Source organism: Mycobacterium sp. PS03-16, from assembly GCF_004570325.1.
Lineage (GTDB): Bacteria > Actinomycetota > Actinomycetes > Mycobacteriales > Mycobacteriaceae > Mycobacterium.
Genome location: NZ_SPQO01000016.1, coordinates 1 through 25,511 on the forward strand (window position 1 = coordinate 1; position 25,511 = coordinate 25,511).

Annotated in this window: 23 protein-coding genes, 1 tRNA gene and 1 pseudogene; 12 read left to right on the forward strand and 13 right to left on the reverse strand. The window is 70.5% G+C overall.

All coding sequences use genetic code 11. The annotated features are described in order from the left end of the window. The 6 genes from E4P42_RS14940 to argS all read right to left on the reverse strand — a co-directional run. On the reverse strand, positions 1–378 hold a 378-nt coding region (locus E4P42_RS14940; protein ID WP_209305783.1), incomplete at its 3' end, for a Rho termination factor N-terminal domain-containing protein. Positions 379–669: 291 nt separating this feature from the next. After that, entirely contained in the window at positions 670–1,614 is a 945-nt protein-coding gene (gene thrB, locus E4P42_RS14945; RefSeq protein ID WP_135126862.1) for a homoserine kinase, read from the reverse strand. 11 nt (positions 1,615–1,625) lie between these two features. After that, positions 1,626–2,708 carry a threonine synthase gene (thrC, locus tag E4P42_RS14950; RefSeq protein WP_135126863.1) on the reverse strand — a complete coding sequence of 361 codons (1,083 nt, stop codon included), beginning with the start codon at positions 2,706–2,708 and terminating at the stop codon, positions 1,626–1,628. Further along, the gene (locus tag E4P42_RS14955) at positions 2,705–4,030 is read right to left on the reverse strand and encodes a homoserine dehydrogenase (protein WP_135126864.1); all 1,326 of its coding nucleotides are present in this window, start codon (positions 4,028–4,030) and stop codon (positions 2,705–2,707) included. The genes thrC and E4P42_RS14955 overlap by 4 nt, the downstream gene beginning before the upstream one ends. 4 nt (positions 4,031–4,034) lie before the next feature. Further along, positions 4,035–5,414, reverse strand: coding sequence for a diaminopimelate decarboxylase (gene lysA / locus E4P42_RS14960; protein WP_245234040.1), 1,380 nt, complete (start codon positions 5,412–5,414; stop codon positions 4,035–4,037). A 35-nt stretch (positions 5,415–5,449) separates the two neighbouring features. Continuing rightward, positions 5,450–7,102 carry an arginine--tRNA ligase gene (argS, locus tag E4P42_RS14965; protein WP_135126866.1) on the reverse strand — a complete coding sequence of 551 codons (1,653 nt, stop codon included), beginning with the start codon at positions 7,100–7,102 and terminating at the stop codon, positions 5,450–5,452. A gap of 99 nt (positions 7,103–7,201) precedes the next feature. Between argS and E4P42_RS14970 the strand changes: the two genes are divergently transcribed. Beyond that, a tRNA-Arg gene (locus tag E4P42_RS14970) sits at positions 7,202–7,277 on the forward strand. A 72-nt stretch (positions 7,278–7,349) separates the two neighbouring features. Here E4P42_RS14970 and E4P42_RS14975 read toward each other — a convergent pair. Beyond that, complete coding sequence (locus tag E4P42_RS14975) at positions 7,350–8,300, reverse strand: esterase family protein (RefSeq protein WP_135126867.1); 951 nt, start codon at positions 8,298–8,300, stop codon at positions 7,350–7,352. A gap of 727 nt (positions 8,301–9,027) precedes the next feature. On the opposite strand from E4P42_RS14975, the gene E4P42_RS14980 reads away from it, so the two are divergent. Next, positions 9,028–10,953 (forward strand): SpoIIE family protein phosphatase, encoded by a 1,926-nt coding sequence (locus tag E4P42_RS14980; protein ID WP_245234034.1) that lies wholly within the window; start codon positions 9,028–9,030, stop codon positions 10,951–10,953. A 10-nt stretch (positions 10,954–10,963) separates the two neighbouring features. On the opposite strand, the gene E4P42_RS14985 is transcribed toward E4P42_RS14980, so the two are convergent. Then, positions 10,964–11,854 carry an SDR family NAD(P)-dependent oxidoreductase gene (locus E4P42_RS14985; protein ID WP_135126868.1) on the reverse strand — a complete coding sequence of 297 codons (891 nt, stop codon included), beginning with the start codon at positions 11,852–11,854 and terminating at the stop codon, positions 10,964–10,966. A gap of 77 nt (positions 11,855–11,931) precedes the next feature. Between E4P42_RS14985 and E4P42_RS14990 the strand changes: the two genes are divergently transcribed. The 6 genes from E4P42_RS14990 (at position 11,932) to E4P42_RS15015 (ending at position 17,159) form a co-directional block, all read left to right on the forward strand. Continuing rightward, positions 11,932–12,375, forward strand: coding sequence for a nuclear transport factor 2 family protein (locus tag E4P42_RS14990; RefSeq protein ID WP_135126869.1), 444 nt, complete (start codon positions 11,932–11,934; stop codon positions 12,373–12,375). A 4-nt stretch (positions 12,376–12,379) separates the two neighbouring features. Continuing rightward, the gene (locus E4P42_RS14995; protein WP_135126870.1) at positions 12,380–13,570 is read left to right on the forward strand and encodes a sulfotransferase; all 1,191 of its coding nucleotides are present in this window, start codon (positions 12,380–12,382) and stop codon (positions 13,568–13,570) included. After that, positions 13,567–14,820 carry a DUF1214 domain-containing protein gene (locus E4P42_RS15000; RefSeq protein WP_135126871.1) on the forward strand — a complete coding sequence of 418 codons (1,254 nt, stop codon included), beginning with the start codon at positions 13,567–13,569 and terminating at the stop codon, positions 14,818–14,820. Before E4P42_RS14995 ends, E4P42_RS15000 begins: the two co-directional genes overlap by 4 nt. Before the next feature lies 1 nt (position 14,821). After that, on the forward strand, positions 14,822–15,655 hold the full coding sequence (locus E4P42_RS15005) for an oxidoreductase (protein ID WP_135126872.1): 834 nt from the start codon (positions 14,822–14,824) through the stop codon (positions 15,653–15,655). 2 nt (positions 15,656–15,657) lie between these two features. Continuing rightward, on the forward strand, positions 15,658–16,476 hold the full coding sequence (locus E4P42_RS15010; RefSeq protein ID WP_135126873.1) for a mycofactocin-coupled SDR family oxidoreductase: 819 nt from the start codon (positions 15,658–15,660) through the stop codon (positions 16,474–16,476). A gap of 254 nt (positions 16,477–16,730) precedes the next feature. Then, complete coding sequence (locus E4P42_RS15015; RefSeq protein ID WP_135126874.1) at positions 16,731–17,159, forward strand: hypothetical protein; 429 nt, start codon at positions 16,731–16,733, stop codon at positions 17,157–17,159. 63 nt (positions 17,160–17,222) lie between these two features. Here E4P42_RS15015 and E4P42_RS15020 read toward each other — a convergent pair whose 3' ends face one another. Both E4P42_RS15020 and E4P42_RS15025 read right to left on the reverse strand, forming a co-directional pair. Beyond that, positions 17,223–18,314, reverse strand: coding sequence for a zinc-binding alcohol dehydrogenase (locus tag E4P42_RS15020; protein ID WP_135126875.1), 1,092 nt, complete (start codon positions 18,312–18,314; stop codon positions 17,223–17,225). Next, the gene (locus tag E4P42_RS15025; RefSeq protein ID WP_135126876.1) at positions 18,307–19,281 is read right to left on the reverse strand and encodes a Gfo/Idh/MocA family protein; all 975 of its coding nucleotides are present in this window, start codon (positions 19,279–19,281) and stop codon (positions 18,307–18,309) included. The genes E4P42_RS15020 and E4P42_RS15025 overlap by 8 nt, the downstream gene beginning before the upstream one ends. Before the next feature lie 100 nt (positions 19,282–19,381). Here E4P42_RS15025 and E4P42_RS15030 point away from each other — a divergent pair. Next, positions 19,382–20,377 (forward strand): annotated as a pseudogene (locus tag E4P42_RS15030) (glycosyltransferase); the annotation flags it as partial. Between the two features lie 130 nt (positions 20,378–20,507). Here the strand turns inward: E4P42_RS15030 and E4P42_RS15035 are convergent. Both E4P42_RS15035 and E4P42_RS15040 read right to left on the reverse strand, forming a co-directional pair. Then, entirely contained in the window at positions 20,508–21,179 is a 672-nt protein-coding gene (locus E4P42_RS15035; RefSeq protein ID WP_245234035.1) for a DUF899 domain-containing protein, read from the reverse strand. A gap of 3 nt (positions 21,180–21,182) precedes the next feature. Then, complete coding sequence (locus E4P42_RS15040; protein ID WP_135126950.1) at positions 21,183–22,064, reverse strand: LLM class flavin-dependent oxidoreductase; 882 nt, start codon at positions 22,062–22,064, stop codon at positions 21,183–21,185. Between the two features lie 169 nt (positions 22,065–22,233). Between E4P42_RS15040 and E4P42_RS15045 the strand changes: the two genes are divergently transcribed. From E4P42_RS15045 to E4P42_RS15055, 3 genes are read left to right on the forward strand one after another with little or no spacing between them, the layout of a single operon-like run. Next, on the forward strand, positions 22,234–23,541 hold the full coding sequence (locus E4P42_RS15045) for a histidine kinase (RefSeq protein WP_167759493.1): 1,308 nt from the start codon (positions 22,234–22,236) through the stop codon (positions 23,539–23,541). Beyond that, a complete protein-coding gene (locus tag E4P42_RS15050; protein ID WP_135126878.1) occupies positions 23,529–24,173 on the forward strand; it encodes a response regulator transcription factor in 645 nt (214 codons plus the stop codon). The genes E4P42_RS15045 and E4P42_RS15050 overlap by 13 nt, the downstream gene beginning before the upstream one ends. A 20-nt stretch (positions 24,174–24,193) precedes the next feature. Next, positions 24,194–25,087 carry a DUF4097 family beta strand repeat-containing protein gene (locus tag E4P42_RS15055; RefSeq protein ID WP_135126952.1) on the forward strand — a complete coding sequence of 298 codons (894 nt, stop codon included), beginning with the start codon at positions 24,194–24,196 and terminating at the stop codon, positions 25,085–25,087. A gap of 48 nt (positions 25,088–25,135) precedes the next feature. Here E4P42_RS15055 and E4P42_RS15060 read toward each other — a convergent pair whose 3' ends face one another. Beyond that, positions 25,136–25,384 (reverse strand): hypothetical protein, encoded by a 249-nt coding sequence (locus E4P42_RS15060; protein ID WP_135126879.1) that lies wholly within the window; start codon positions 25,382–25,384, stop codon positions 25,136–25,138. Positions 25,385–25,511 lie beyond the last annotated feature (127 nt).

The window sequence follows — 25,511 nt, forward strand, 5'->3', positions numbered from 1 at the left end:
GGCGGCGGGGGCGCCCGCGCGGCGGGACGAGGAGCGGCGCTCGCGGCGCGGCGCGGCCTGGGTCGCCGGCGCGTCGGCGCCGTCGGCCTTGGCAGCACCGTTGGCATCACCGCGGCGTTCGCGGATCGCGGCGATCAGTTCGCTCTTGCGCATGCCGGAGGCGCCTTCGACACCGATCTGACGGGCCAGTGCCCGCAGCTCGGGAAGCACCATGGAGGTCAACGAGCTGGCGCGGTCACCGGACGCCACATCGGCGGTCGGAGCGGTTTCCGCGGTCGTCGTGGTGACGGGCGCGCTCTCCGGCGCGGCAGGGATGTCAGTCGTCACGGCGTTCGGCACCTCGGCGTTTTCGGCCGTGAAGAGGTCCGTATCGGTCACGGATTTCCTTTCTTATCCCTCGCTGACTGCGTTGGGCGAGGGCTCAAAATTCCTCGGCGCTCAGCCCATCCGCTGAACGCGAAGGTCCCACCGCCGCCTGTGCAACGGTGATCGCCGGGATTCGCCGCCATGAGGCGAACCGTCAGTCCACGGGTGAAAAACGGGAGAGATGGGTGGCGTCCTAGTGTCGGCGCAGCTAGAAACGCTGCGATTGCTGGACGAAAGCGAGGATATCCCGCTTGGCAGCCGGAAGCAAGAAACCCCCGCACCACCCCGGCAGCGTGTCGAAGGTCATCGACGCGCGGCGACACCCGACGACCAGCGGACTCCCTCACCCACCGACATCTCGGCGACGGTGAAACCATTCGCGGTGCCGTACTCGAGCGCTTCGGCGGGGAGCTCGGCCTCGGTGCTCAACGCGATCACCGCAGGTCCGGCGCCCGACAACACCGCTGGTACACCACAACGACGCAGCACGCGCAGATATTCCGCCGAGGCCGGCATGGCCGGCGCCCGCTGTGGCTGGTGCAGGACATCCTCGGTGGCCGCCATCAACAGGTCCGGACGCTCCGTCAGCGCCACCACGAGCAGTGCGGCGCGGCTGAGGTTGAAGCGGGCGTCGGCGTGACTGACCTGCTCGGGCAGCAGCACGCGGGTCTCGGCCGTCGAGGAACGCTCCTGCGGGATCGCCGGGAACAGGTGGATGTCGGGGTGCAGCCGCAGCGGCGCGGCCGCGTAGCGGGCCCGCCCGGCCGATTCGTCGGTCCAGGTGACCACCGCGCCGCCGAGCACCGCGGCCGCCGCGTTGTCCGGATGACCCTCGAACTCCGACGACAGCTGCACCAGCTGGGTATCGGTCAACGGCGTCGAACCGGACTGTGCGACAAGCCCGTTGGCGGCGGCCAGACCACCCACCACTGCGGCCGCCGACGAGCCGAGTCCGCGCGAATGCGGGATGTCGTTGCGGCACCGGACCACCAGGCCCGCCGCGGCGCAGCCACTTGCCCGCAGCCCCGCCTCGATCGCCCGGACGACCAGGTGGCCGGCATCGAGCGGGACCTGGCCGGCACCCTCCCCCTCCACCTCGACGGTCAACCCCGACTCGGTGGTCTCCACGACGACGTCGTCGTACAGGCTCAACGCCAGGCCGAGGCTGTCGAATCCGGGCCCGAGGTTGGCGCTCGAGGCCGCGACGACGGCCGTCGCCGACAGCCCGGCGGGAAGAGTGTGGGTCACCGGCCGTCCCGTCAGACCAGTCCGAGTTCGGCGACGACCGCCACCGGATCCACCGGGACGGGGGTCACCGTCGGCATGCCTTTGAGCGCGGTGTCAGGGTCCTTGAGTCCGTTCCCGGTCACCGTGCACACCACCGTGGACCCCTTGGCGACCCAGCCGTCCTCGATGGACTTGAGCAACCCGGCCACGCTGGCCGCCGACGCCGGTTCCACGAACACGCCCTCGGTGCGCGCCACCAGGTGGTAGGCCGCGAGGATCTCCTCGTCGGTGGCCGCCAGGAACCGGCCACCGGACTGCTGCTGGGCCTCCACCGCGCCGTTCCACGAAGCGGGGGCGCCGATGCGGATCGCGGTGGCGATGGTCTCGGGGTTCTTGACGGGCTCGCCGGTCACCAGCGGTGCGGCGCCGGCGGCCTGCGTGCCGAGCATCTTCGGCAACCGGTCGGACACGCCGTCGCGGTGGTACTCGGTGTAGCCCTTCCAGTACGCGGTGATGTTGCCCGCATTGCCCACCGGCAGCGCGTGCACGTCCGGGGCGGTGCCCAGCGCGTCGACGATCTCGAACGCCGCGGTCTTCTGCCCCTCGATGCGGTACGGGTTGACCGAGTTGACCAGCGCGATGGTCGGGAAGTCGGCGGTGAGCTTTCGGGCCAGCTCCAGGCAGTCGTCGAAATTGCCGTCGACCTGGATGATCCGCGCGCCGTGCATGACCGCCTGGGCGAGCTTGCCCATCGCGATCTTGCCCTGCGGGATCAGCACCGCGCACGTCATCCCCGCCCGCGCCGCATACGCCGCGGCCGACGCCGAGGTGTTGCCGGTCGACGCGCACAGCACGGCCTGCTGACCGCGCGCCGCGGACTCGGTGACGGCCACCGTCATGCCCCGGTCCTTGAACGAACCCGTCGGGTTGAGCCCCTCGACCTTCAGATGCACTGTGCATCCGGTGTATTCGCTGATCCGCTTGGCGTGGATCAGCGGCGTGCCGCCTTCGAGCAGCGTGACCGGCGTCCAGTTGTCGCCGATCGGCAACCGGTCCCGGTAGGCCTCGATCAGGCCCGGCCACGGCCGGTGCACCGCCTGCGATGGCGTACTCATTCGTTGGTTCCTTCCATGCGCAGAACGCTGTTGATGCTCTGCACCGCATCGAGATCGGCGAGTGCGGCAACGGTTTCGGACAGTGCCGCATCGGTGGCGCGGTGGGTCACCACGACGATGCGGGCCCCGCAGGGCTGCCCGACCTCGTCGACCATGCCCTCCTGGCGCACCTCGGCGATGCTCACCTCGCGCTTGCCGAATTCCGCCGCCACCGACGACAGCACGCCCGGGCGGTCGGCGACGTTCATGTTGACGTAGTAGCGGGTCGGGATGAAGCCGATCGGCGACACCGGCAGCGCGGCGTACTTCGATTCCCGCGGGCCCCGGCCGCCCTGCACGCGGTTGCGCGCGGCCATCACCAGATCGCCCATCACCGCCGACGCCGTCGGCGCACCGCCGGCGCCCTGGCCGTAGAACATCAGCCGTCCGGCCGCTTCGGCCTCGACCACCACGGCGTTGAACGCGCCGTTGACCGAGGCCAGCGGGTGACTCAGCGGCACCAGCGCCGGGTACACCCGGGCCGACACCCGCTGCTGCCCGTCGCCGGTGGTCAGCCGCTCGCAGATGGCCAGCAGCTTGATCGTGCAGCCCAGCGCGCGCGCCGATGCGAAGTCGGCCGCCGACACCTTGGTGATGCCCTCGCGGTAGACGTCGTCGGCGGTCACCCGGGTGTGGAAGGCGATCGACGCCAAAATCGCGGCCTTGGCCGCCGCGTCGTAGCCCTCGACGTCGGCGGTCGGATCGGCCTCGGCGTACCCCAGCGCGCCGGCGTCGGCCAGGGCACCGGCGTAGTCGGCACCGGTGTCGTCCATCGCCGAGAGGATGTAGTTGGTCGTGCCGTTGACGATTCCGGCCACCCGCAGCACGGTGTCGCCGGCCAGGGACTGCGTCAGCGGACGGATCACCGGGATCGCACCGGCCACCGCGGCCTCGAAATACAAATCGACGCGGGCGGATTCGGCGGCCTGGGCCAACTCACCGGTGGACTGCGCCATCAGCGCCTTATTGGCGGTCACCACCGACTTGCCCTGTTCGAGCGCGGACAGGATCGCCTTGCGGGCCGGTTCCACGGGGCCCATCAGTTCGACGACGATGTCGACGTCATCGCGGGAGACCAGTTGCTCGATGTCGTCGGTCAGCAGATCGACCGGCACACCGCGGTCGTCGGCCACCCGCCGCACCCCGACGCCGCGCAGCTCCAGCGGCGCCCCGACGCGGGCGGCCAGGTCGGCGGCGCTGTCCTCGATGATGCGGACCACCTCGCTGCCGACGTTGCCCAGCCCCAACACCGCCACGCCGACGGGCTTCTCTGATGCGCTCACGGCGTCACCTCACTTCCAGACTCAACAGGTCGTCGACCGTCTCCCGGCGCAGGATCAGGCGGGTCTGCCCGTCCTTGACCGCCACCACGGCGGGGCGGCCGATCAGGTTGTAACGGCTCGACATCGAATAGCAGTACGCACCGGTGGCCGCCACGCCCAGCAGGTCGCCGGGGGTCACGTCGTCGGGGAACCAGGCGTCGCGGACGACGATATCGCCGCTCTCGCAGTGCTTCCCGACCACCCGGCCGAGCGTGGGCGCGGCGTCGCTGACGCGCGAGATCATCCGGACGTCGTACTCGGCGCCGTACAGCGAAGTGCGGATGTTGTCGCTCATCCCGCCGTCGACGCTGACGTAGCGGCGGTGCGCGGTCGGGCTCACCGCCACGTCTTTTACGGTGCCGACCTCGTAGAGCGTGATGGTGCCCGGCCCGGCGATCGCGCGGCCGGGTTCGACGACGAGCTGGGGTGCGGGCAGGCCGACGGCGGCGGACTCGCTGCGCACGATCTCGAGCAGCTTATCGGCGAGTTCGGTCATCGGCGGCGGATTGTCCTGCGGCAGATAGGAGATGCCGAGCCCGCCGCCGAGGTCGACGATCGACATCTGCGAGGTCTTATCCACCCCGAATTCGGCGACCACGTCGCGCAGCAGCCCGATCACGCGGTGCGCGGCGATCTCGAAGCCGGCCACGTCGAAGATCTGCGAGCCGATGTGGCTGTGCAGCCCGAGCAGCCGCAGGTTGTCGGTCGCGAACACCCGGCGCACGGCGTCCATCGCCGCGCCACTGGCCAGCGACAGCCCGAACTTCTGGTCCTCGTGGGCGGTGGAGATGAACTCGTGGGTGTGGGCCTCCACCCCGACGGTGACCCGCACCAGGACGTCCTGCACCACACCGGCGTTCGCGGCGATCTCGTCGAGCCGGTCGATCTCGATCATCGAGTCCACGACGACGTGGCCGACCCCGGACTCGACCGCCAGGGTGAGCTCGCGGATCGACTTGTTGTTGCCGTGCAATGCGATCCGCTCGGCGGGGAAGCCGGCGTGCAGCGCCACCGCGAGCTCTCCCCCGCTGGCGACGTCGAGCCCGAGACCTTCCTCGTCGATCCAGCGCGCCACCTCGGTGCACAGGAACGCCTTCGCCGCGTAGCGGACGTAGTCGCCGCCGCCGAACGCCGCGGCGATCTCGCGGCAGCGTGACCGGAAGTCGTCCTCGTCGATGATGAACAACGGGGTGCCGTACTCGGCGGCGATGTCGGTGACCGGGACCCCGGCGATCGACACCACGCCGTCGGCGCCACGAACGGCGTTGCGGGGCCACACATTCGGCGCGATCTGCAGCACCTCGTCGACCGACGACGGGCGCTGCGGCGCACCGGCGTGGTGGATCTCCTCGGCGTGCCGGGGACCGGCGGGATGGGCGTTCACATCCGCTCCGGTGCGGTCACGCCGAGGATCGCCAGGCCGTTGGCGATCACCTGGCGGGTGGCCTGGCACAGCGCGAGCCGCGCGGAGTGCAGGTCGCCCGCCGCCTCGTCGCCCTGCGGCAGCACCCGGCAGGAATCGTAGAAGCGGTGGTAGTCGCCGGCGAGGTCCTCGAGGTAGCGGCACACGCGATGCGGCTCGCGCAGCGCCGCGGCGGCCTTGAGCACCCGCGGGAACTCGCCGAGGTTGCGGATCAACGTGCCCTCTTTGTCGTGGGTGAGCAGGTCGAGGTGCTCGGTGCTCGCGACGACGCCGAGGTCGGCGGCGTTGCGCGCCAGCGCGGAGAGCCGGGCGTGGGCGTACTGCACGTAGTACACCGGGTTCTCGTTGGACGCCGACGACCACAGCGCCAGGTCGATGTCGATCGGGGTGTCCACCGACGAGCGGATCAGCGCGTAGCGCGCGGCGTCGACGCCGATGGCCTCGACCAGGTCATCGAGCGTGATGACGGTGCCGGCCCGCTTGCTCATCCGCACCGGCTGCCCGTCGCGGACCAGGTTGACCATCTGCCCGATCAGCACCTCGACGGTGTCCGGGTCGTCGCCGAGGGCCGCCGCGGCGGCCTTGAGCCGCGCGATGTAGCCGTGGTGGTCGGCGCCGAGCATGTAGATGCACAGATCGAATCCGCGCTGCCGCTTGTCCAGGAAGTAGGCGAGGTCGCCGGCGATGTAGGCGGGCGCACCGTCACTCTTGATCACCACGCGGTCTTTGTCGTCACCGAAGTCGGTGGTGCGCAACCACGTCGCGCCGTCCTTCTCGTAGATCGCGCCGGTCTCGCGCAGGCGGGCGATCGCCTGGTCGACGCGGCCGCTGGTGTGCATCGAATCCTCGTGGGTGAACACGTCGAAGTCGGTGCCGAACTCGTGCAACGAGGCCTTGATGTGGGTGAACATCAGGTCGACGCCGATGGCCCGGAACGTCTCGCGCATCTGCTCGTCCGGCAGGCTCAGCGCGTCGGGGTCCTTGGCCAGCACCTGGGCGGCGATGTCGCCGATGTAGCTGCCGGCGTAGCCGTCCTCGGGCGTGGGCTCGCCCTTCGCGGCGGCGATCAGCGAGTTGACGAACCGGTCGATCTGGGCGCCGTGGTCGTTGAAGTAGTACTCGCGGACGACCTGCGCGGCCTGGGTGGACAGCAGCCGGCCCAGCGCGTCCCCGACCGCCGCCCAGCGGGTGCCGCCGATGTGGATCGGCCCGGTCGGGTTGGCGGAGACGAACTCGAGGTTGATGTGGCGTCCGGACAGCTCGGCCGAGTGCCCGTAGCGGTCCCCGGCGGCGATCACGTTGCCGACGATGACGTTCTGCGCCGACGCCTCAAGCCGCAGGTTCACGAATCCCGGCCCGGCGACCTCGGCGGCGGCGATGCCCTCGGCGGCGGTCAGTGCGTCGGCCAGCCAGCCCGCCAGCTCCCGCGGGTTCACGCCGACCTTCTTGCCGACCTGCAGCGCGAGGTTGGTGGCGTAGTCGCCGTGCTCGGGGTTGCGCGGACGCTCCACCGTCACGACCGCCGGCAGGGCGGCGGTGTCCAGGTCGCGCCCGGTCAGCACGGTGGTCGCGGTGGCCCTGAGCAGCTCGGCGAGGTCGGCGGGTGTCACGGGGGTCCATCCTATGGTCTGGGGTGGTCAGAGCCCGAATCCGTGCGGCGGCGCTGGATGCGTTACGCTGTCCACGCCCAATGGCGCGGTGTTCCACGCGCCCCCGTAGCTCAGGGGATAGAGCGTCTGCCTCCGGAGCAGAAGGCCGCAGGTTCGAATCCTGCCGGGGGCACCACACCGATCGACGAGCCGGCCTCAGGCGGCGTCGCCGGCTACGCAGACCCTCGCGCTGGTGGGGCCGTCGCCGCTAACCGAGCACCCGCTGCAGATCCGGCCGCATCTGCTGTAGCTGCTGCGCCCAGTAACCCCAGTTGTGCGTGCCGTTCGGCGGGAAATTGAACACGCCGTTGCGCCCGCCCGCGGCGAGGTACCGCTGCTCGAACGTCCGGTTCGATTCGATCGCGAACCCTTCGAGGAAGCCCTCGCCAGCCACCGGTGCGGGATTGGCGTAGGCGACGTCGGTGGGCGAACCGTTGCCGCAGTAGACCCAGATCCGTGTGTTGTTGGTAACCAGTCGGGCGACGTTGACGGTGGGGTCGTTACGCACCCACGCCGGATCGCCGGACGGACCCCACATGGCTGCCGAACTGAACCCGCCATTCCAGTTCATCGACAGGCCGACGAGCCCGGGCCACTGACCTTCGGAGAGGTTGGGGAACGCCGACAGCGCGGCGGCGTAAACGAACCGCTGCGGGTGGTAGATCGCCAGCGTCAGCGCGGCCGAACCGCCCATCGACGCCCCGACCGCGGCGTTGCCGGTCGCGGCGACATTGCGGTTGGCGGCCAGCCACGCCGGCAATTCCTCGGTGATGAACGTCTCCCACCTGTAGGTGACGGTCTTGCCGTTACCGACCGCGGGTTGATACCAGTCGCTGTAGAAGCTGGACTCCCCGCCGACGGGCATGACCACCGACAGACCCGAGCCGTTCAGGATGTCGAAGGCCGCGGTGTTGCGGTCCCAGCCGCTGAAGTCCTCGGGCGCCTCCATGCTGTCGAGGAGGTACACCGCATGAGAACCGTCTCCGCCGCTGAGGAATTCGACCCGGATGTCGCGGCCCATGGCTGCCGATGGCACGTCGAGCTGCTCGACGGGGAGGCTCGGGTTGGAGAACGCCGTCGCCGTTGCCGGCGCGATCGCGCCGCCGGCGAAGAGCACCATCGCCACGGTCATGACAACGAACACCCGAAGTGATGCCATAGCAAGACCTCCCGTGGCTGACGGCCTGGCCGCACAGTACGCCCGCCACAGGCGCGCCGGGCGCGAACCGCTCACGACGCACAGCTCATCTTTGCCCGGGAAACCTCCGGAGCCAGAAGGGGTCTCCACCGTGCGCCGAATTGCCGTGCGGGGTGCCCACATTGCGCGCGATTCTCGCTCAAGCGCAACGTAGTGACGTGCTGGACGGTGATTTCAAGCCACCGCGTCGTCGCGTCCGGTCCGTCGGGCCGACGCAGTTGCCGATCCGATCGCTCGATGCCTGAGCGCGTCGGTGAAATCCGTCGCGCACGAAGCAGGCCTCACCAGACCCGGGTGAGTGCCGCTCCCTCGCCACAGCTCGAATGGCGTTCGTCATTCCATGATGAACTTCGGCGCCGCCACCGAGGGCCGGCGGCGACCGAGCGATCTCGGCCTTGAGGGCGGAATACGTGGCTTCGTCCCCTGCTTCATTCGCCATGCGAAGCAAATGTGGCAAGATTGCAACGTCGGTCCCGCGACGCCTGTCTGTTCCTGCATCCGACCGGTCCTGCCGCGGCGTCGCCCGGCGGCATCCGGCCGTCAGCAATTGATCTTGTGCTTTCCTGTGCTCATCCGGGAATCCCCGGCCCGACCTGCTCCCGCCATTCGCTGAAAATGAAATAGTGAACGGGTGAGTTCTGACCGGGGTGGGATGGAATTGCGGAAAGCTGAGCGTCGGTCGTCCGCCGTGGCATTCATTCTCGTCTCCCTGGTGGCGGTCGGGATCATCGGCTGGTTCTCGCTCGTCACCCAACCCGCCGCGCTGGCGTCGACGGCCTGGTGGCCGGTCGCCGGGATCGCCCTCGGCCTGGGCTTGCGCTTCCCCCGCCGGTACACCTGGATCCTGGCCGCCGCGGTGTCCGCGGTGACGTTGCCGCTGCTCTACATCGCCGGCCGGCCGGCCCTGCTGGCCGCGGCGCTCGCCGTGGCGGTGGGGATCCAGATGGCCGTCGGCACGCTGATCCTGCGCGGCCGGCGCGACAGGTTGCCGACGCTGTCCGATCCGCGGGACCTCGGTCGGCTGCTGATCGCGGTCGTCTCGGCGGCCGCCGTGTACGACGTGGTCGCCACCGCGGCGACCTTCCTGATCGTCGACTCGTCGGCGGCGTGGACGCGTCTGGTGACCTCCGCCCCGAAGCATGCCGCCGGCATGCTGCTGGTGGCTCCGCTGTTCATGGATCTGCCGCGCCGGCCCCACCGGGCGGGTCCGGTCGAAACGGTCATCCTCAGTGCGGCCACGCTGGCGCTCGTCACGTTCGTGTTCGCGTTCAACCCCGGGATGCCGCTGTCGTTCCTGCCGTTCATGCCGCTGGTGTGGGCGGCGATGCGGCTGTCCACCCGCGAGGTGATCGTGCTCATGCTGGCGATCGCCGTGATCGCCTCGGCGGGCAGCGCCCACGGCGAAGGACCGTTCGCGTTCCACCTCCTCGGCACCGAGACCGGCAACGTCGTCCTGCAGATCTTCGAGCTGTCGATGGTGGTGGTGTTCCTCGCGCTCGCTCTGGCGGTCACCGCCGAGCGGCACACTGCCGCACGACTGGTCGAGAGCGAGGAGTTGTTCCGCAAGATCTTCGACACGTCGGTGGCCGGGATGGTGATCGCAGTCCGCGACAACACCGGGTGGACCGTGCTGCGGAGCAACGCCTCGGCGGTGGCCATGCTGCCGGAGCTCGAGGGCGACATGGCGCGCCTCGCCGCGGTGCTGGGCGACGAGGCGATCGACGCGCTGTCCGCGAAGGCCGACGCGATGGCCGACGGCAACGCCCGCCTCACGCTGACCACCGTCAGCGGCCAGGTGCTCAACGTCAGCATCTCTCCGATCAGCACCGACGACGACCGCCGCACCCTGGCCCTGCAGTTCTACGACATCACCGAAGCCCTGCGGGCCCGCCGCCTGGAACAGGCGGAGCTGGAACGCGCCGCGGAGGTCCAGCGGGCGCTGCTGCCCGGGCAGTTCCCCGCCACTCCCGGGTGGAGTTCCGGCGCGGCATCGGTTCCCGCGCGCCAGGTGGGCGGGGACTTCTACGACATCCGCGTCCAGGTTCCGCACGCGGTGCTCAGCCTCGGCGACGTCATGGGCAAGGGCATGGGTGCGGGCATGCTGGCCGCGGCCACCCGGGCGGCCCTGCGCGCCAACGATCCCGAGCTCAGCCCGTCGGCGGCGGTGAGCCGGGTGGCCGGCGTCATCGACCGCGACCTCCAGCGCACCAGCGCGTTCATCACCTTGACCTACGTGCTGGTCGACCTCCACACCGGTGACTTCCGCTTCGCCGACGCCGGACACGGGTTGCACTTCATCGTGCGGACCGGGAGCAATCGCGTCGAGCGGGTGCCGTCGAGCGATCTGCCGATGGGGCTGGACGACGGCTGGGACGAGAAGCGTGGCGCGCTGCACCCGGGTGATGCGATCCTGCTCGTCAGCGACGGGGTGATGGATCTGTGGGGTGGCTCGGTGGAGCAGCTCTCCGACGCGGTCGCGCACTGCGCGCAACAGCACGGCTCCAGTCCGCAGGCGCTGGTGGACGCCTTGTGCGCGGGTGCGAACGGACAGCTGGAACGCGACGACGTCACCGCCGTCGTCCTGCGCCGCGAGCCGGTGGAGTCAGGCCGCTGACGGGCATTCTCTAACTGCCCAGGGAGGTACCGGTCTCCTTCTCCGCGAACTCCCACAGCCTGCGGGCGTCGTCGTAGTCACAGGCGTTGGGGGTCCGGCCGCTCAACGTCGGCGCACCCTGGAATCCGAAACGTCCGTTGATGCCCACGTAACTGCCCGGCGGGATCGGCTCGGTGAGGCAGTACAGCGTCGGTGCGGCCCCCGCGTCGATGTCGTTGCCGATGACGCCCGCCACCGAGTTGACCATCGCGTGGAACGCCGACATGACGCGGGTTTCGCCCACTTTCGCCAGGTTCGAGGTCACCCAGCCCGGATGGGTGAGGTAGGTGGTGACCGGCGAAGCCGCAACCCGCAGCCGCCGGTCGAGTTCCAGGCCCCACAGCATGACGGCGAGCTTCGAGCGGGCGTACGCGGGGAACGCCGACCACTTCCGCGAGCGCAGATGCGGATCGTCGAGGGTGATCGTCGCGGACTTGTGGGCGTCGGATCCGACGTTGACGATCTTCGACCGCACCCGCGGGTACAGCAGATTGGTCAGCGCGAAGGGGCCGAGGAAGTTCGTGCCCAGCGTCATCTCGAAGCCGTCGACGGTCTCCCTGCGGGTCTGGGCCACCGCGCCGGCGTTGTTGATCAGTACGTCGACGTCGCCGGTGAACAGCTCCGGGAACGCGCGCACCGACGACTGATCGGCCAGGTCGAGTTTCAGGACCGTTGTGTCGCCGCCGATTTCGGCCGCGCGCTGCGCGCCGAGCTCAAGGTTGCGCACGGCGAGGATCACCTGGGCGCCGGCGTGAGCCAGGGCCCGCGCGGTCGCGAACCCCACCCCGCTGGTGGCGCCGGTGACGATGATCCGCTTACCGCTCATATCGCCGAGCCGGGCCGGCGACCACTGTGCTGTCACGCTGCCAGACTAGCCACGCCGCGCGGACCGTGAACACAAGCGTTGACATCGGTGACGGGAGCTGATTGTCTACGCCCGTGAGCGACGGCGCCCGCGAGATCGAGAACCTCGTGTACACCTACGCCGAGCGCATCGATGCCGGCGACCTCGACGGAGTCGCCGCGCTGTTCGCCCACGGCCGCATCTGCGGGATGGCGGACGGACCGCCCGAGACGGTCTTCGAAGGCGCCGATCGCGTGCGGCAGATGTACGACATGGCGACCCGCCTGTACGACGACGGCACGCCCAAGACCCGGCACTTCACCACGAATGTGCAGATCTACGTTGATGATTCGGCGGGGACGGCCCGGGGCAGCGCGTATTACTGCGTCACCCAGGCGACACCCGACCTGCCGCTGCAGGTCATCGTCACCGGCCACTACCGCGACACCTTCCACCGCATCGACGGTGTCTGGTGGTTCGACACCCGGGTCATGTTCGTCGATCAGGTCGGCGACACCAGCCATCACCTGAAGTTCTGACCCCATGACGCCCTCCTTCGACGCGGCCGCGCTCATGGCCACCGCGCAGCGCAAGGAGGGCGTCACCGAATGGGGTCCGCTGCCGTTCGAGGAGCCGCTCGGTGTGCTCGCCGAAAGCTATTCCGGCGCCGACCTCAACGACATCGGCGGGCACATCCTGCGCTCGGGCCTGGTGCACAGTCTGCGGATGCGGCTGCGCGCCCAGGAGTGGATCCGGCGCCACCCCGAGATCACCGACGAGGTCATCGCCGCACCGGTCGTCGTGGTCGGCATGATGCGCAGCGGAACCACCCTCCTGCAGCGCCTCCTCGCCGCCGACGAGCGGTTCCGGTGTGCGTACGGCTGGGAGGTCGTCGAGGTGGCACCGCAGCTCGGCTACGACTTCGGCGGCGGCGAGGATCCGCGGATCGCGGTCAGCGAGAAGCGCGAGGCGGTCTCGCGCGAGCTGGCGCCGGAGTTGTTCAGCATCCACCCGATGTACGCCCGCGAAGCCGAGGAGGAGATCGTCTTCCTCTCCGACGCCTTCCTGTCGCACGTCCCGGAGTCGGGTGCGCATGTGCCGGCCTACCGCGCGTGGATCGACGGGCAGGACTTCGGCCCGGCCTACGCCCATCTGCACCGGATGCTGCAGTTCCTGCAGTGGCAGAAGAAGCGGGCTGGTGTGACCGCTGATCGCTGGGTGCTGAAATCACCTGCACACCTTGGCTATCTGGACACGCTGCGGGACAGGTTCCCGGACCTGCACATCGTGCACATGCACCGCGACCCTCGGGAGACGATCCCGTCGGGCGCCGGCCTCAACGCCACGCTGCACGCGATGCACGCCGACCGGGTGGACCGCCATCGGGTGGGCGCGGAATGGCTGGAGCGGATGGGCTGGGCCAACGACCGCGCCATGGCCACCCGGGGCCGATGGGGCGACGATTCGGCGCGCTGCACGGACATCGAATTCGCCGACGCCGTCGCCGATCCGATCGGCCAGGTGGCACGCGTGTACGACGCGATCGGCCTCCCGTTGACCGCCGACGCCGAGGCCGCGATGCGCCGTTGGCTGACCGATCGGCCGCGTGAGCCGGCCCGGCCGCCGTACACCGCGGCCGACTACGGCCTGCGCGACGCGCAGATCGACGAACGGTTCGCTGCCTACAACCGCCGATTCCGCACCGGCGCCGACCTATCCGGGAGGACCGCATGACCGACTTCACCGGCGACCCGGTCGCGACGGCATCGCAACACGAACAGGAACTGGCCGCCCTGGAGCTGACGGCCCACCCAACCGTGAAGGCGGCCTACCGCAGCGTCGCCGAGACGTGGCTTTCGCGGGCCAGGGCGTCCGACGCCATGCGGGAACGCTTCGACGACGCGTTCGCCGAGGTGATGTTCTCCGCGGCGATGTGGTCGTCGAACCAGGATCCGCTGCGTCCCAGGGTCAGCTGCATCACCCGCCTGGGCCATCCCGTCGCCGGGCGCGCCGTCCCCGGGTCGCGCTGGGGCATCGACAATCCCGACAGCGTCTACCGCGTCATCCCGATCTCCGGCGCCGAACGCTACGAGATCCACGGGCGGGTCGGCGCCAACCGGATGACCGAGAACTACTTCACGCTGTGGGACGCCGACATGGGCACCGTCGCGGTCCTCAACGGGCGCACCATGGAGGTCGACGCCGACGGGTCGTTCACCATCGCCGTCGACGCCGACCCGGCCGGCGGTCGACCCAATCACGTCCAGACCACGCCCGAGGCCCACGAGTTCTACATCCGCGACGTCCTGCTGAACTGGGACCGGGACGATCCCAATCACCTCGCCGTGCAGCGGCTCGGCGGAGCCCCCGACCGGTCGGCCCGCACCCTCGACGAACAGGCCGACGCCACCGCGGCGATGATGGCCCACTTCGCGAACTTCACCGGCAAGCTCAGCCACGGCATCTACAAAATGCCGCCGAATCATTTCAACCTGGCATGGTCGGCGGACACGGTGGGCGCGATGCGCAATCAGGTGTACGTGATGGGCCGCTTCGACCTCGCACCCGGCGAAGCGTTCGTCGTCGACGTCAGCGACGGCGGCGCCGAGTACTTCACCGTTCCGCTGAGCAACATCTGGGGCACCACGCTCGACATCGTCGATCGCACCGGCAGCCTCAACAAGGCGCAGTCGGCACCGAACGCGGACGGTACCTACACCTACGTCATCTCCCCCACCGACCCGGGCGTCGCGAACTGGATCGACTCCGACGGCCTGCGGGAGGGGATCCTGACGCTGCGGATGGCCGAGTTCGGGGCCGAGGGGCCCACACCGGACCTCGGCGCGCGCGGGCGCGTGATCCACCTCGACGATCTCGACCGCGAGGTGCCCATGCTGGCCCGGGTGTCGGCAGACCAGCGGGCGGCCGACCTCGCCGCCCGGCGCGCGGCGTATCTGCGCCGGCTCCCGGAAGGGACGATCTGAGATGGCACGCTGGCTGGTCACCGGCTGCTCGACGGGTATCGGCCGGGAGATCGCCCGCGCCGCACTGGAAGCGGGGCACTCGGTGGTGGTGACCGCCCGCCGCCCGGAGTCCGTCGCCGAGTTCGCCGAGACGTTCGGCGAGCGCGTCGCGGTTGCCGCGCTCGACGTCACGGACAAGGCGCAGATCGCCGCCGCGGTGCAGACGGCCGAGGACGCCTTCGGCGGTGTCGACGTGCTGGTCAACAACGCGGGCAACGGATACCTCTCCGCGGTCGAGGAGGGCGAGGACGAGCAGGTCCGGAAATTGTTCGACACGAACTACTTCGGCGTGGTCGACACCATCAAGGCGGTGCTGCCCCAGATGCGGTCCCGCCGCGGTGGCCACATCGTCAACATCTCGTCGATGACCGGGCTGGTGGCCAACCCGCCGAACGCGTACTACTCGTCGACGAAGTTCGCGCTCGAGGCGCTGACCGAGGCGCTGGCTCAGGAGGTCGGACCGCTCGGGATCAAGGTGACCGCGATCGAGCCAGGCGCGTTCCGCACCGACTGGGCGGCGCGGTCGATGTGGGAATCCGCCACGCCGATCGGGGATTACGACGACACCGTCGGCGCGCGCAAGACGATGATCAAGGAGTTCGCGAACCACCTGCCCGGCGACCCCCGCAAGGTCGCCGAAGCGGTGGTGATGGTGACCACGCTCGACGAGCCGCCGCTGCGGCTGCTGCTCGGCCGCGATGTGCTCAAGGCCGTGCGTGACAAGCTGGCGGCGTTCTCCGCGTCGATCGACGAGTGGGAGACCGTCACCAAGAACGTCAACTTCCCGAAGGGCTGAGCATGGGCACTCTCGACGGCCGCGTGGCGTTCATCACCGGCGCCGCCCGCGGTATGGGCCGCGCGCACGCCGTGCAGCTCGCCGGCGACGGCGCGGACATCGTGGCCCTCGATCTCTGCGCGAGCCTCGACACCACCGGTTACCCCGGCGCTACGCCGGAGGACCTGGCCGAGACGGTCCGGCTCGTCGAGGCACGGGGCCGCCGGATCCTCGCCCACCGCGCCGACGTGCGGGACGCCGAGGCGGTCGACGCGGTGGTCGCCGCGGCGGTGCGGGAGTTCGGCCGGCTCGACATCGTGATCGCCAACGCGGGCGTCATCCGGGTCACCGACACCGACGAGCGGCCGCGGACATTCCGCGAGATCGTCGAGGTGAACCTGATCGGTGCGTGGAACACGGTCGACGCCGCCATCCCCGCGCTGATCGAGGGCGGCCGCGGCGGATCCATCGTGCTGGCCAGCTCCACCCAGGGCCTCAAGGCGTCGGGCACCGACCGGCCGGGCCTACAGGCCTACGCCGCGTCGAAGCGCGCCCTCGTCGCGCTCATGCAGGGCTGGGCCACCGAGCTCGCGCCGCACTCGATCCGGGTCAACACCATCCATCCCAGCGGCGTCGCCACCGACATGATCATCAACGAGGCCACGATGGCGTTGGCGGCCGCCGAGGATCCGTGGCTGATGGCCCAGCAGAACGCGCTGCCGATCGCGCTGCTGCAGCCCGGCGACATCGCCGCGGCGGTGGCGTGGCTGGTCTCCGATGCCGCGAGATTCATCACTGGGACGTCCTGGCCGCTCGACGCCGGGTTCACGCTGCGTAACTGACCGCCTCGGTGTTCGCCACAACGCCGCCCCTCGACGTTTCCGCAGGCAACGACCTGTGGTGCCGCGCGGTGCCCTTTGCCGGTTTCGCGCGCGGTCGTCAGCAATGGGCGGTCGCCCGGATCGGCGCTGCTGTCGGCAGTTGCGCATTGCGGACAAGCAAACCCCGCTCCGGGCGGTCGGCGGCATGGAACGGTGCGCACGACTCGCGCGATAGGCATATGATCTAACCGATTTCCTATTGCGAGGGGTTCACCGTGGACATCAAACGAGTACTTGCCGGCGCATCGATCGTCGGCGTCGTCGGCCTGCCGGCGTGGTTCCTGGGCACCGGCGTGGCCGCTGCTCAGCCGGCCCCCGCCCAGGAGTGCGCCGACCCGGCGGCCTGCGAGCGCCCCGCCGAGGAGCAGCCGGCCGAGAAGCGCAACACCGCGTCCGACGGCCCGGCGATCAAGATCCCGGAGGAGTGGTCGCGCGAGGTCGCCAAGAACGTGGCGAACCTCCCCTCGCCGGTCGAGGCGAGCGTGCCCGTCGAGATCGGCCTGCCCGATGTCGTGCTGCCCGACGTGGTGCCGGATTTCGGGTTCAGCGTGCCGTTCATCCTCAACCCGCCGGAGGTCAACCTGCCGGCACCGCAGATGCCGAAGATGCCTTCGATGCCGTGGGCCAAGCTGACGCCGTGGTGATCTGACAGCTGTCGTCGATGGCCGCCTCCCGTCGAGGCGGCCATCGTCGTCTGTGGGGCCGGGTCAGCCGGTGAACACGACCTGCAACCCCTGATGCCGGGTCGCCGCGAGCCGCGTCAGCACCTGCGGCGCCTCGACGAGCGGGACGCGGTCGGTGATGAGGTGCTCGACGATCGCATCGCCCCGGTCATCGAGTAGCGCGACGGTCTCGGCGCTCAGCCGGTCGCGGTTCCACAGGTGCGCGGTGCCGCGCGGCACCCGGCCGATCTGCGCACAGCGCACGGAAAGCCCGTTGTGGTGGAACTCCTCGCCCAGATGCACCTCGTCGCACCCACCCTGGTAGAAGGCCAGGTCGATAACGGTGCCCTGCGGTCTCAGCAGGCGCAACGCGAGCGCCAGCGCGCTGCCCCGGCCCCGGCACTGGAACACGACGTCGGCGCCGCGTTCGCCGGGCCGGCCCCAGCGCTGTTTGACCACGACCGCCGGATCGCCCGCGCGCAGATTCAGCGTCGGCAGGCCGAGCCGCTCGGCGATGCGGCACCGCTCGGCGGTCTCGTCGAACACCAGCACGTCCGCGCCGTGGTGCGCGGCGAGCAGCGCGGTGAGCAGGCCCACCACCCCGGCCCCCACCACCGCGACGTGCCGCCCGCGTACGCCGTCACCCAGTCCGCGCACATCGGCGCCCACCACGTCGGCCGCCGCGTGCAGCAGGCCGTTCGCGCAGATCGGCCCCATGTGCGCGACATAGATCCCCAGCACCGGGTCCAGCGACCGGGGTAGCGGCACGAAGCGATCGCGCAGGGCGTCCGCGCGGTAGTGGCTGCGGTGCCCGTAGGTCATCGCGACCAGGTCGCCCGGCGTCACGGTCGGCGTCCGGCTGGCGGTCACCCGGCCGACCTGCATGTAGCCGAAGCGCTCCACCGGGTAGCCGGCGTGCGCCGCCCCGGGCAGGAACAGGCCCAGATCGGTGTCGAAGTGCCGGTGCAGCGCCGGGTTGCTGCCCTTGACCCAACTCAGGTCCGTGCCGGCGGACAGCCCGCTGAACACCGTCTCGACGTCGAACTGCCCGTCCGGCAATCCATCCCGGGGCGGGAGGTCCTGCAGCCGCACCTCGCCCGGCCGGTCCACCACGACGGCGAACCCGTTGTCATGCATGCAGCGCCACCGGGCGGGACTGCTGTGCCGACGCCGCGATGGCACAGGCCAATTCGTGAGTGCGCAGGGCTTCGGCGTAGTCGACGAGGATCCCGCCGGGACCCGCGCCGCGCCCCAGCACCGCGTCGACGAAGGCGCGGTCGGCGGCTCGTTTGGCGTCGTCGGGGTCCAGGTCCCGGTGCACGGGCCCCTCGGCGGTGTGCGCGACGACCGCGTCCTCCCGCACGGTGACGCTGACGCCGTCGGCATGAATGTCGATGCCCGCCAGATGTTTCCAGGTCAGACAGCAGGCGGCGGCGACCGTGCCGACCGCACCGGAGGTGAAGCGCAGCGTCGCCGCGGTGGCCCCGTCGACGTCGGCGCCGGGATGCGCCGGCGGCGCGGCGTTGGCGTAGGCGCTCACCTCGCTGACCTCACCGACGAGATGACGCAGCAGGTCGAGCACATGGACCGCCTGCTCGATGATCTGCCCACCCGACAGGTCGCGGCGGCACCACCATGCCACCGGCGGCACCTTGTCCAGCCACGACCCGACCGCCAAGCGGATGTCGCTCTCGTGCAACGCCTCTCGAACCATGGCGATCGCCGCGGAGTACCGCCAGTGGTGGCCGACAGCGCTGACGACGCCGCGTTCGGCGATGAGCGCGGCGGTACGGCCGGCGGTGTCGGGGTCCGTGCCCAGCGGCTTCTCCACGAACAGCGCGACACCGGCCTCGGCCAGTCGCTGTTCGATGGGTCCGTGGGCGTGCGGCGGCACGCAGACGTACACCGCATCCGGTGACTCGTCGAGCAGGGCGGCGAGGTCCGGGACTCGCTTGGCGCCGGTCGCCTCCGCGAAGGCACCGGCCGTTGCGGACGCGAGGTCGGTGACGGCGGCGACATCCACATCCGGGATCTCGGCGAGATGACGGGCGTGGCGCGCCGCCACCCCGCCGGCCCCGACGAATCCGACCCTGCAGCGCGCCATACGACCACCCTCCCTACCCGCGTCGGATACCCGGGCGCGGCCACGGTAAGCGAGGTTTTGACGGAACTGTCGATTCAGTGGGTACCCGACCGCTATGTCCATGACGGTCCTGATCAACGCGGGCCCGTGGCTGACAGTTCCACCCCGCGGATACGGCGGTATCGAGAACATGATCGCCACGCTGGTGCCGGAGCTGCGGCGGGCGGGAGTGCGCGTGGTGCTGGCCACGGTCGGCGGGAGCACCGTCGACGTCGACGAGACGCTCCCGACGTTCGACGGGCCGCAGTTCTCCCACCTCACCGAGCCGTACAACCAGGTGATGGGCATCGCCGCCACCCACATGCACCGGGTGACCACCGAACTGGCCGGCCGCGACGACATCGACCTGATCCACGACCACCTCGAGGCGTTCGGCCCGACCGTGCTCGCTGCGGCGGGCGGCCGGCTGCCGCCGGTCCTGCACACCCTGCACTGGGACCTGTGCAAACACCCGGGCCTGTACGGCAATCTGGTCGCCGACCGCCTGTGGGTGAACGGGGTGTCGGCCGCGCAACTGGCCCGCGGGCCCACGGCGCTGCGGCGGCGCAGCCTCGGTCACGTCTACCTCGCGACGCCGCTGGCCGCCGCCGTACCGCCCCCGGCCACCAAGGGCCGCCACCTCGCCCTGGTCGCGAGGATCACCCCGACCAAGGGCCAGCACACCGCGGCCCGGATCGCCCACCGGCGCGGTGTCGATCTGGTGCTCGCCGGCCCGGTCGGCCCGTACGCCGACGCCGCCGCGCTCGCCGCCGACGATCAGGCCGACCGCTACCCCGACGTGCGCTACTTCCGCGAGGCCGTCGCACCGCTGGTCGACGGCACGCGGGTGCGCTGGGTGGGCAGCCTGGCCGGTGCCGCCCGCGACCGCCTGGTCGCCACGGCCCGCGCCACGCTGTTCCCGCTCGACTGGGAGGAACCCGGCGGCACCGCGGTGATCGAATCGCTGGCCCTGGGCACACCGGTCGTCGGCTACCGCCGCGGCTGCCTGCCCGAACTGGTCACCCGTTCCACCGGCCGGCTCGCCGATCCCGGCGACGAGGCGGCACTGGGCGCCGCCCTCGACGAAGCGGACCGCCTCGACCCCGCCGCGTGCCGGGTCGACGCGCAGCAGCGGTTCTCCCCCGCCGCCATGGCCGCCGGCTACCTGAGGCTCTACGAACGGGCCGGCTACCGCGCCCGCTGCGCGGTCAGTACTCGTCGTGCAGGCGCATCCACTCGTACGGCGGTCGCTGCGGCCACCCCGGCGGGGAGTCCTCCCACGTCTCCTGCCGGCCGTACGGCGTCAGGTCCAGCAGGTCGAAGACCAGCATGAACGGTTCCTCACCGCGCTGGTAGGTCGACCAGGTGTGGAACACGCGGTCACCGTCGCGCAGGAACACGCTGATCCCGTGGCGTTCCTCCCCGTCGACGGTGACGCGGTAATCCTCGTTGAACGTCGTCGCTCCCGAGGACACCCACGGCAGCGCCCACTGCATCCGGTCGCGAAATGCCAGCAGCGTGCCGATCGGCGCCCGGGAGACCAGGGCCAACGACGTGTCTTTGGCGTGCAGGTGCGACAGCGGACCGATGTGGTCGGCCATCATCGAGCAGCCCTCGCAGCCCTGCTCCCAGTCGGCGCCGAACATGAAGTGCTGCACGATCAACTGCCGCCGCCCGTCGAACAGGTCGAGCAGTCCGACCGGGCCCGTCTCGGTGTCGAACACGTAGGGCTCGGTGACCTCCACCATCGGCAGCCGCCGACGCGCGGCGCTGACGGCGTCCTTGTGCCGCATCAGTTCCTTCTCCTGCACCAGGAGCTCGGCGCGGGCCGTCTCCCATTCCGCGCGGGACACGATGGCTGGGAGCGCGTGGTCGGTCATGGCTCAGCCGAACTCTTTGACCGCGCCGGCCACCCGGTGCAGCTGGCCGATGTCGGAGCTGGTCGGGATCAGATGCACCTCGTCGGTGCCGATCTCCTCGAATGTTCGCAGTGTCTCGACCAATTCGTCCTCCGTGCCGGCGAATCCGGTCGCGGGCGCCATCGCGTCGACGTACTCGCCGGGGATCCAGTTCATGTACCGGCGCAGGTGGCGGTGCATCTGCGCGCGGGCCTCATCGGGCTCACCGATCGCGAACCAGAAGGATGTGGCGAGGTGGGGCGCGGGCTTGCCGGTGTCCGCCCAGGCCTGCCGGGCCACGTCGAACAACTCGGCCTGCTTGGCGACGTCGAGGTCCAGGATGGTGCCCGCCATGCCCTGCGCCCATGCCGCGGCACTGCGCACCGTCTTGGGCCCGATCGTGCCGACGAGCAGCGGCGGCCCGCCCGGCTGCACCGGCCGCGGACCGACTGGCAGTACCGAATCGGTGAGTTTCTCACCCGCCCACACCCGCTTCATGGTGGCGACCCGCTCGGCCATGCCGCGCATGGTCTGGGTGGCGGGATCGGCGCCCACCGACCGGTAATCTTCATGGCGCCCACCGACTCCGATACCCACGGTCAGCCGGCCGCCGCTGATCATGTCACCGGTCGCGAGCGCCTTGGCCAGCATCACCGGGTCATGCAGCTGCGGCACGATGACGGTGGTCACCAGCCGCACCCGCTCGGTCCAGGCGGCCACCGCGCCCAGCAGCGTCAGACTGTCCGGATTGTCGAACGCGATGCGCTCACCCCAGCACAGCGCGGAGAACGGCCCCTCGTCGACCACCCGCGCCCAGTCCCGCAGCAGCTGCGAGTCCAGGTCGGGTTCCATGACCGGCAGCGTCATCCCGATACGCACGACGGCGATTCTGACACGTGGGGCATCCGCCGCACCGGGCTATGCGACGGGCGGGGCCGCTCCGGGGTGACGCGCCGGTGGGAGTGGGGGTTTCCCCCCGCCCAGCTGTCCGGAAAACGCTGTGTTGCCGCGACCGCCGGATCCATAGGTTGGACACATGGTCGCAGTCACCCACCCACCCGCTCCGGCGCCCGCCGCGCCTCCCGACACCCCCGCCCCGCCCCGCGTCCTGGGCGTCGTCCCGACCGCGTCGATGCTGACCGGCGCCGCGCTGGGGGTGGTGTGGTTCTGGGTTCCGTTGGCCGTCGCGGTCATCGGCATATCGTCGATCCCGTCCGGCGTCGGATTCATCGTGGCCGCGGTGGTTTTCGTCTATCTGGTCCGCGGTGTCGACCGGGTCGAGCGGGTCCGCAGCGAGGCGGTGTTCGGGCTGGGCATCGGCCGGCCGTTCCGGCGGATGTCGCATTACACCGGCTTCCAGCGGTGGCTGCACCAGGGCTGGCTGGACGTGAGCAGCGCGCCGTTCTGGAAAGCCCTCGCCCACCACTACCTGCGGATGCTCTACGACATCGCCGCCGCCGGCCTGGCGTTCGTGCTGCTGGCGTTCGCCTTCCTCGGACCCGCGGCGGCCATGGCCGTGAGCCGCAGCGACGACGACGCCGGTCTGGCGTTCCTGCCCCCGCTGCTCGCCTGGATCCTCGCGGTCGTGGCGGCCGCGGCCGCCGTGGCGATCCTGGTCTTCGCTCCGGCCGTCGACGCCAGGATCGACCGCTGGCTGCTCTCGCCGTCCCCGACCGCGGCGCTGAAGTACCAGGTGAAGGCGTTGAGTCACGCCCGCGCGGGGGCGGTGTCGTCGGCGCAGACCGAACGGCACCGCATCGAACGGGACCTGCACGACAGCGTCCAGCCCCGGCTGGTGTCGCTGGCGATGGCGATCGGGTTGGCCCAGACCAAGCTGGACACCGATCTGCCCGCCGCCCGGCAGCTGATCGCCGAAGCCCATGACGAGGCGAAGAACGCGCTGGTCGATCTGCGCAACGTGGTCCGCGGCATCGCGCCCACCATCCTGGCCGACCGGGGGCTGGACGCCGCCCTCTCGGCGGTCGTGCAGCGCGCCGAGAACTCGGGGGTGCCCACCACGCTGAATCTCTACCTGCCGCGGCGCCTGCCCGAGGAGGTGGAGTCCGTGGCCTACTTCGTCGTCGCGGAGGCGCTGACCAACGTGGCCAAACACGCTCACGCCTCGCAGGCCGTCGTCACCGTCCGGCTCGACGAGCAGGCCGGGGCGCTGCACGTGTCGGTCTTCGACGACGGACGCGGCGGCGCGGCCGTCACCGAGGACGACAACGCCACCGGGCTGCGGGGCCTGGACGAACGGGTACGCGCGGCGCACGGCACGTTCACGGTGTCCAGCCCGGCCACCGGCCCGACGATCGTCACCGCGGTGCTGCCATGCGGATCGTGATCGCCGAGGATTCCGCCCTGCTGCGGGCCGGAATCGAACGGATCCTGGCCGACGCCGGGCATGACGTGGTCGCCGGGGTGCCGGATGCGACGAACCTGCTGCGATTGGTCAACGAGGCCCGGCCGGACCTGGCGATCCTCGACGTGCGGATGCCGCCCACCTTCACCGACGAGGGCATCCGGGCCGCCGCGCTGCTGCGCCGCCAGAATCCGGAGTCGCCGGTGCTGGTGCTGTCGCACTACGTCGAGGAGCGCTACGCCGCCGACCTGATCGCCTCGGACACCCGCGGTTTCGGCTATCTGCTCAAGGACCGGGTGGCCGACGTGCCGGCCTTCCTCGACGCCGTCGAGGTGGTCGGCAACGGCGGCACCGTGCTCGACCCCGAGGTGGTGTCCCAGATCCTGGTCCGCTCACACCGACGGGCCGCCCTCGACGAGCTGACCCCACGCGAACAAGAGGTGCTGCAGCTGATGGCGGAGGGCAAGACGAACTCCGCGATCGCTGCGGGACTGCACATCTCGGTCGGGTCGGCCGAGAAGCACATCGCGTCGATCTTCCAGAAGCTGGACCTGGCCCAGGACGAGACCGAGAACCGCCGCGTGCTGGCCGTGCTGCGTTTCCTCGAATCATGAACGAGCAGAAGGGTTTCCCCATGACCACGATCGCTCCCCCGCCGCCCGTGCCCACCGGACCACCGCCGCATCTGTCACCGGGTGGGCGCACCGCGATCCGCGGTGCGCTGATCGCCGCCGCCGCGCTCCTGTTGGTGGGCAGCCTCATCGGGCTCGGTGTCACCGCCTGGGGCGTCAGCAGTGTGCGCGTGATCAGCGAGACCCAGAGCCTGCCCCCGGGAACGCGGACGCTGGTGGTCGACACCGGTGAGGTGCCGGTGGCGATCCGCATCGTCACCGACGAGCAGGCCCGTGAGCCGCGTGCGGCGCTGCGGCTGGTCAACATGTCGGATCCCGGTGAGCACCGCCTGGCGGTCACCACCGAGGGCGCCGAGAGCCGCGTGGTGCTCGAGGGCCGGCCGTCACCGACACTGCCGTGGGCGCGGGGCGGCGAGCTCACCGTGACGCTCCCACCCGAGCAGGCGCGCCGGATGACCGTACGGACCCAACAGGACGCCGGAGTGGTGATGGCGCAGGCCGATCTCGACCAGCTGATCGCGCGCACCACACACGGACCGGTGATCCTGCGGGGTTCGGCCCGCCGGATCGAGGTGCAGACCGTCGACGGCGATGTGACTGCGCGCGGAGCGATCTCGGTCAGCGAACGCTTCGTCGTCAACACCTCCCACGGGGACATTGCGGTCGACTTCCGTGACGCCGCCCCGGCCACCGTGGAGGCGGTCAGCCGCGACGGCGACATCGTGCTCGGTCTGCCCGGGCGGGGTCCGTATCTGGTGCGCGCCCAGTCGGGTGAGTCGACGCAGGTGCGGGTGCCCGAAACGACGAACCCCGCTGCCGCGGCGAGCGAGGTCACCGCCCGCACGGACGACGGCAGCGTGGTGATCGTGGAGACCGACACGCACCGCCACCGCTGACACGAAGGGGCCGCCCGGGTGGGCGGCCCCTTGTGTGTTGGTGTGGGGTCAGCGGGTGGTGACGTAGACGATGCGGTCGTCGTTGTCGTAGCGGACCGAGACGATGCTGGACTGATCGAGCGGCTTGGTCATGCCCTGCTGGGTGACGCGGACCTGGTAGCCGCGGTCATCCAGGGAGCTGATGGTGTCGGCGGCGTTGCCGGGGCCGGCGGGGGCGGCGTTGGCGGGGGCGGCCAGGCCGAACAGGGCGGCGGTGGTGGCGGCGGCGAGCAGGGTGGTGGCGGCGAACTTGTTCATCGTTCTCACTTCTTTCAGTGGCCGTCCGGAGCGCTTGTGTTCCGGTTCTGACTGTCCAAACCCGCACGTCAGGGCATTGATTTCCGGTGGCAGTGATTGACCGGCGCCTGGCAGGAATCAGCCGGAT

Coding starts and splice junctions, on each gene's coding strand:
- E4P42_RS14975 (WP_135126867.1), bottom strand. CDS start 8,300: ATGGCATCACTTCGGGTGTTCGTTGTCATGACCGTGGCGATGGTGCTC.
- E4P42_RS15005 (WP_135126872.1), top strand. CDS start 14,822: ATGGCACGCTGGCTGGTCACCGGCTGCTCGACGGGTATCGGCCGGGAG.
- E4P42_RS15020 (WP_135126875.1), bottom strand. CDS start 18,314: ATGCATGACAACGGGTTCGCCGTCGTGGTGGACCGGCCGGGCGAGGTG.
- E4P42_RS15035 (WP_245234035.1), bottom strand. CDS start 21,179: ATGACCGACCACGCGCTCCCAGCCATCGTGTCCCGCGCGGAATGGGAG.
- E4P42_RS15050 (WP_135126878.1), top strand. CDS start 23,529: ATGCGGATCGTGATCGCCGAGGATTCCGCCCTGCTGCGGGCCGGAATC.
- E4P42_RS15045 (WP_167759493.1), top strand. CDS start 22,234: ATGGTCGCAGTCACCCACCCACCCGCTCCGGCGCCCGCCGCGCCTCCC.
- E4P42_RS15040 (WP_135126950.1), bottom strand. CDS start 22,064: ATGACGCTGCCGGTCATGGAACCCGACCTGGACTCGCAGCTGCTGCGG.
- E4P42_RS14995 (WP_135126870.1), top strand. CDS start 12,380: ATGACGCCCTCCTTCGACGCGGCCGCGCTCATGGCCACCGCGCAGCGC.
- E4P42_RS15055 (WP_135126952.1), top strand. CDS start 24,194: ATGACCACGATCGCTCCCCCGCCGCCCGTGCCCACCGGACCACCGCCG.
- E4P42_RS15060 (WP_135126879.1), bottom strand. CDS start 25,384: ATGAACAAGTTCGCCGCCACCACCCTGCTCGCCGCCGCCACCACCGCC.
- E4P42_RS15010 (WP_135126873.1), top strand. CDS start 15,658: ATGGGCACTCTCGACGGCCGCGTGGCGTTCATCACCGGCGCCGCCCGC.
- E4P42_RS15000 (WP_135126871.1), top strand. CDS start 13,567: ATGACCGACTTCACCGGCGACCCGGTCGCGACGGCATCGCAACACGAA.
- E4P42_RS15025 (WP_135126876.1), bottom strand. CDS start 19,281: ATGGCGCGCTGCAGGGTCGGATTCGTCGGGGCCGGCGGGGTGGCGGCG.
- thrC (WP_135126863.1), bottom strand. CDS start 2,708: ATGAGTACGCCATCGCAGGCGGTGCACCGGCCGTGGCCGGGCCTGATC.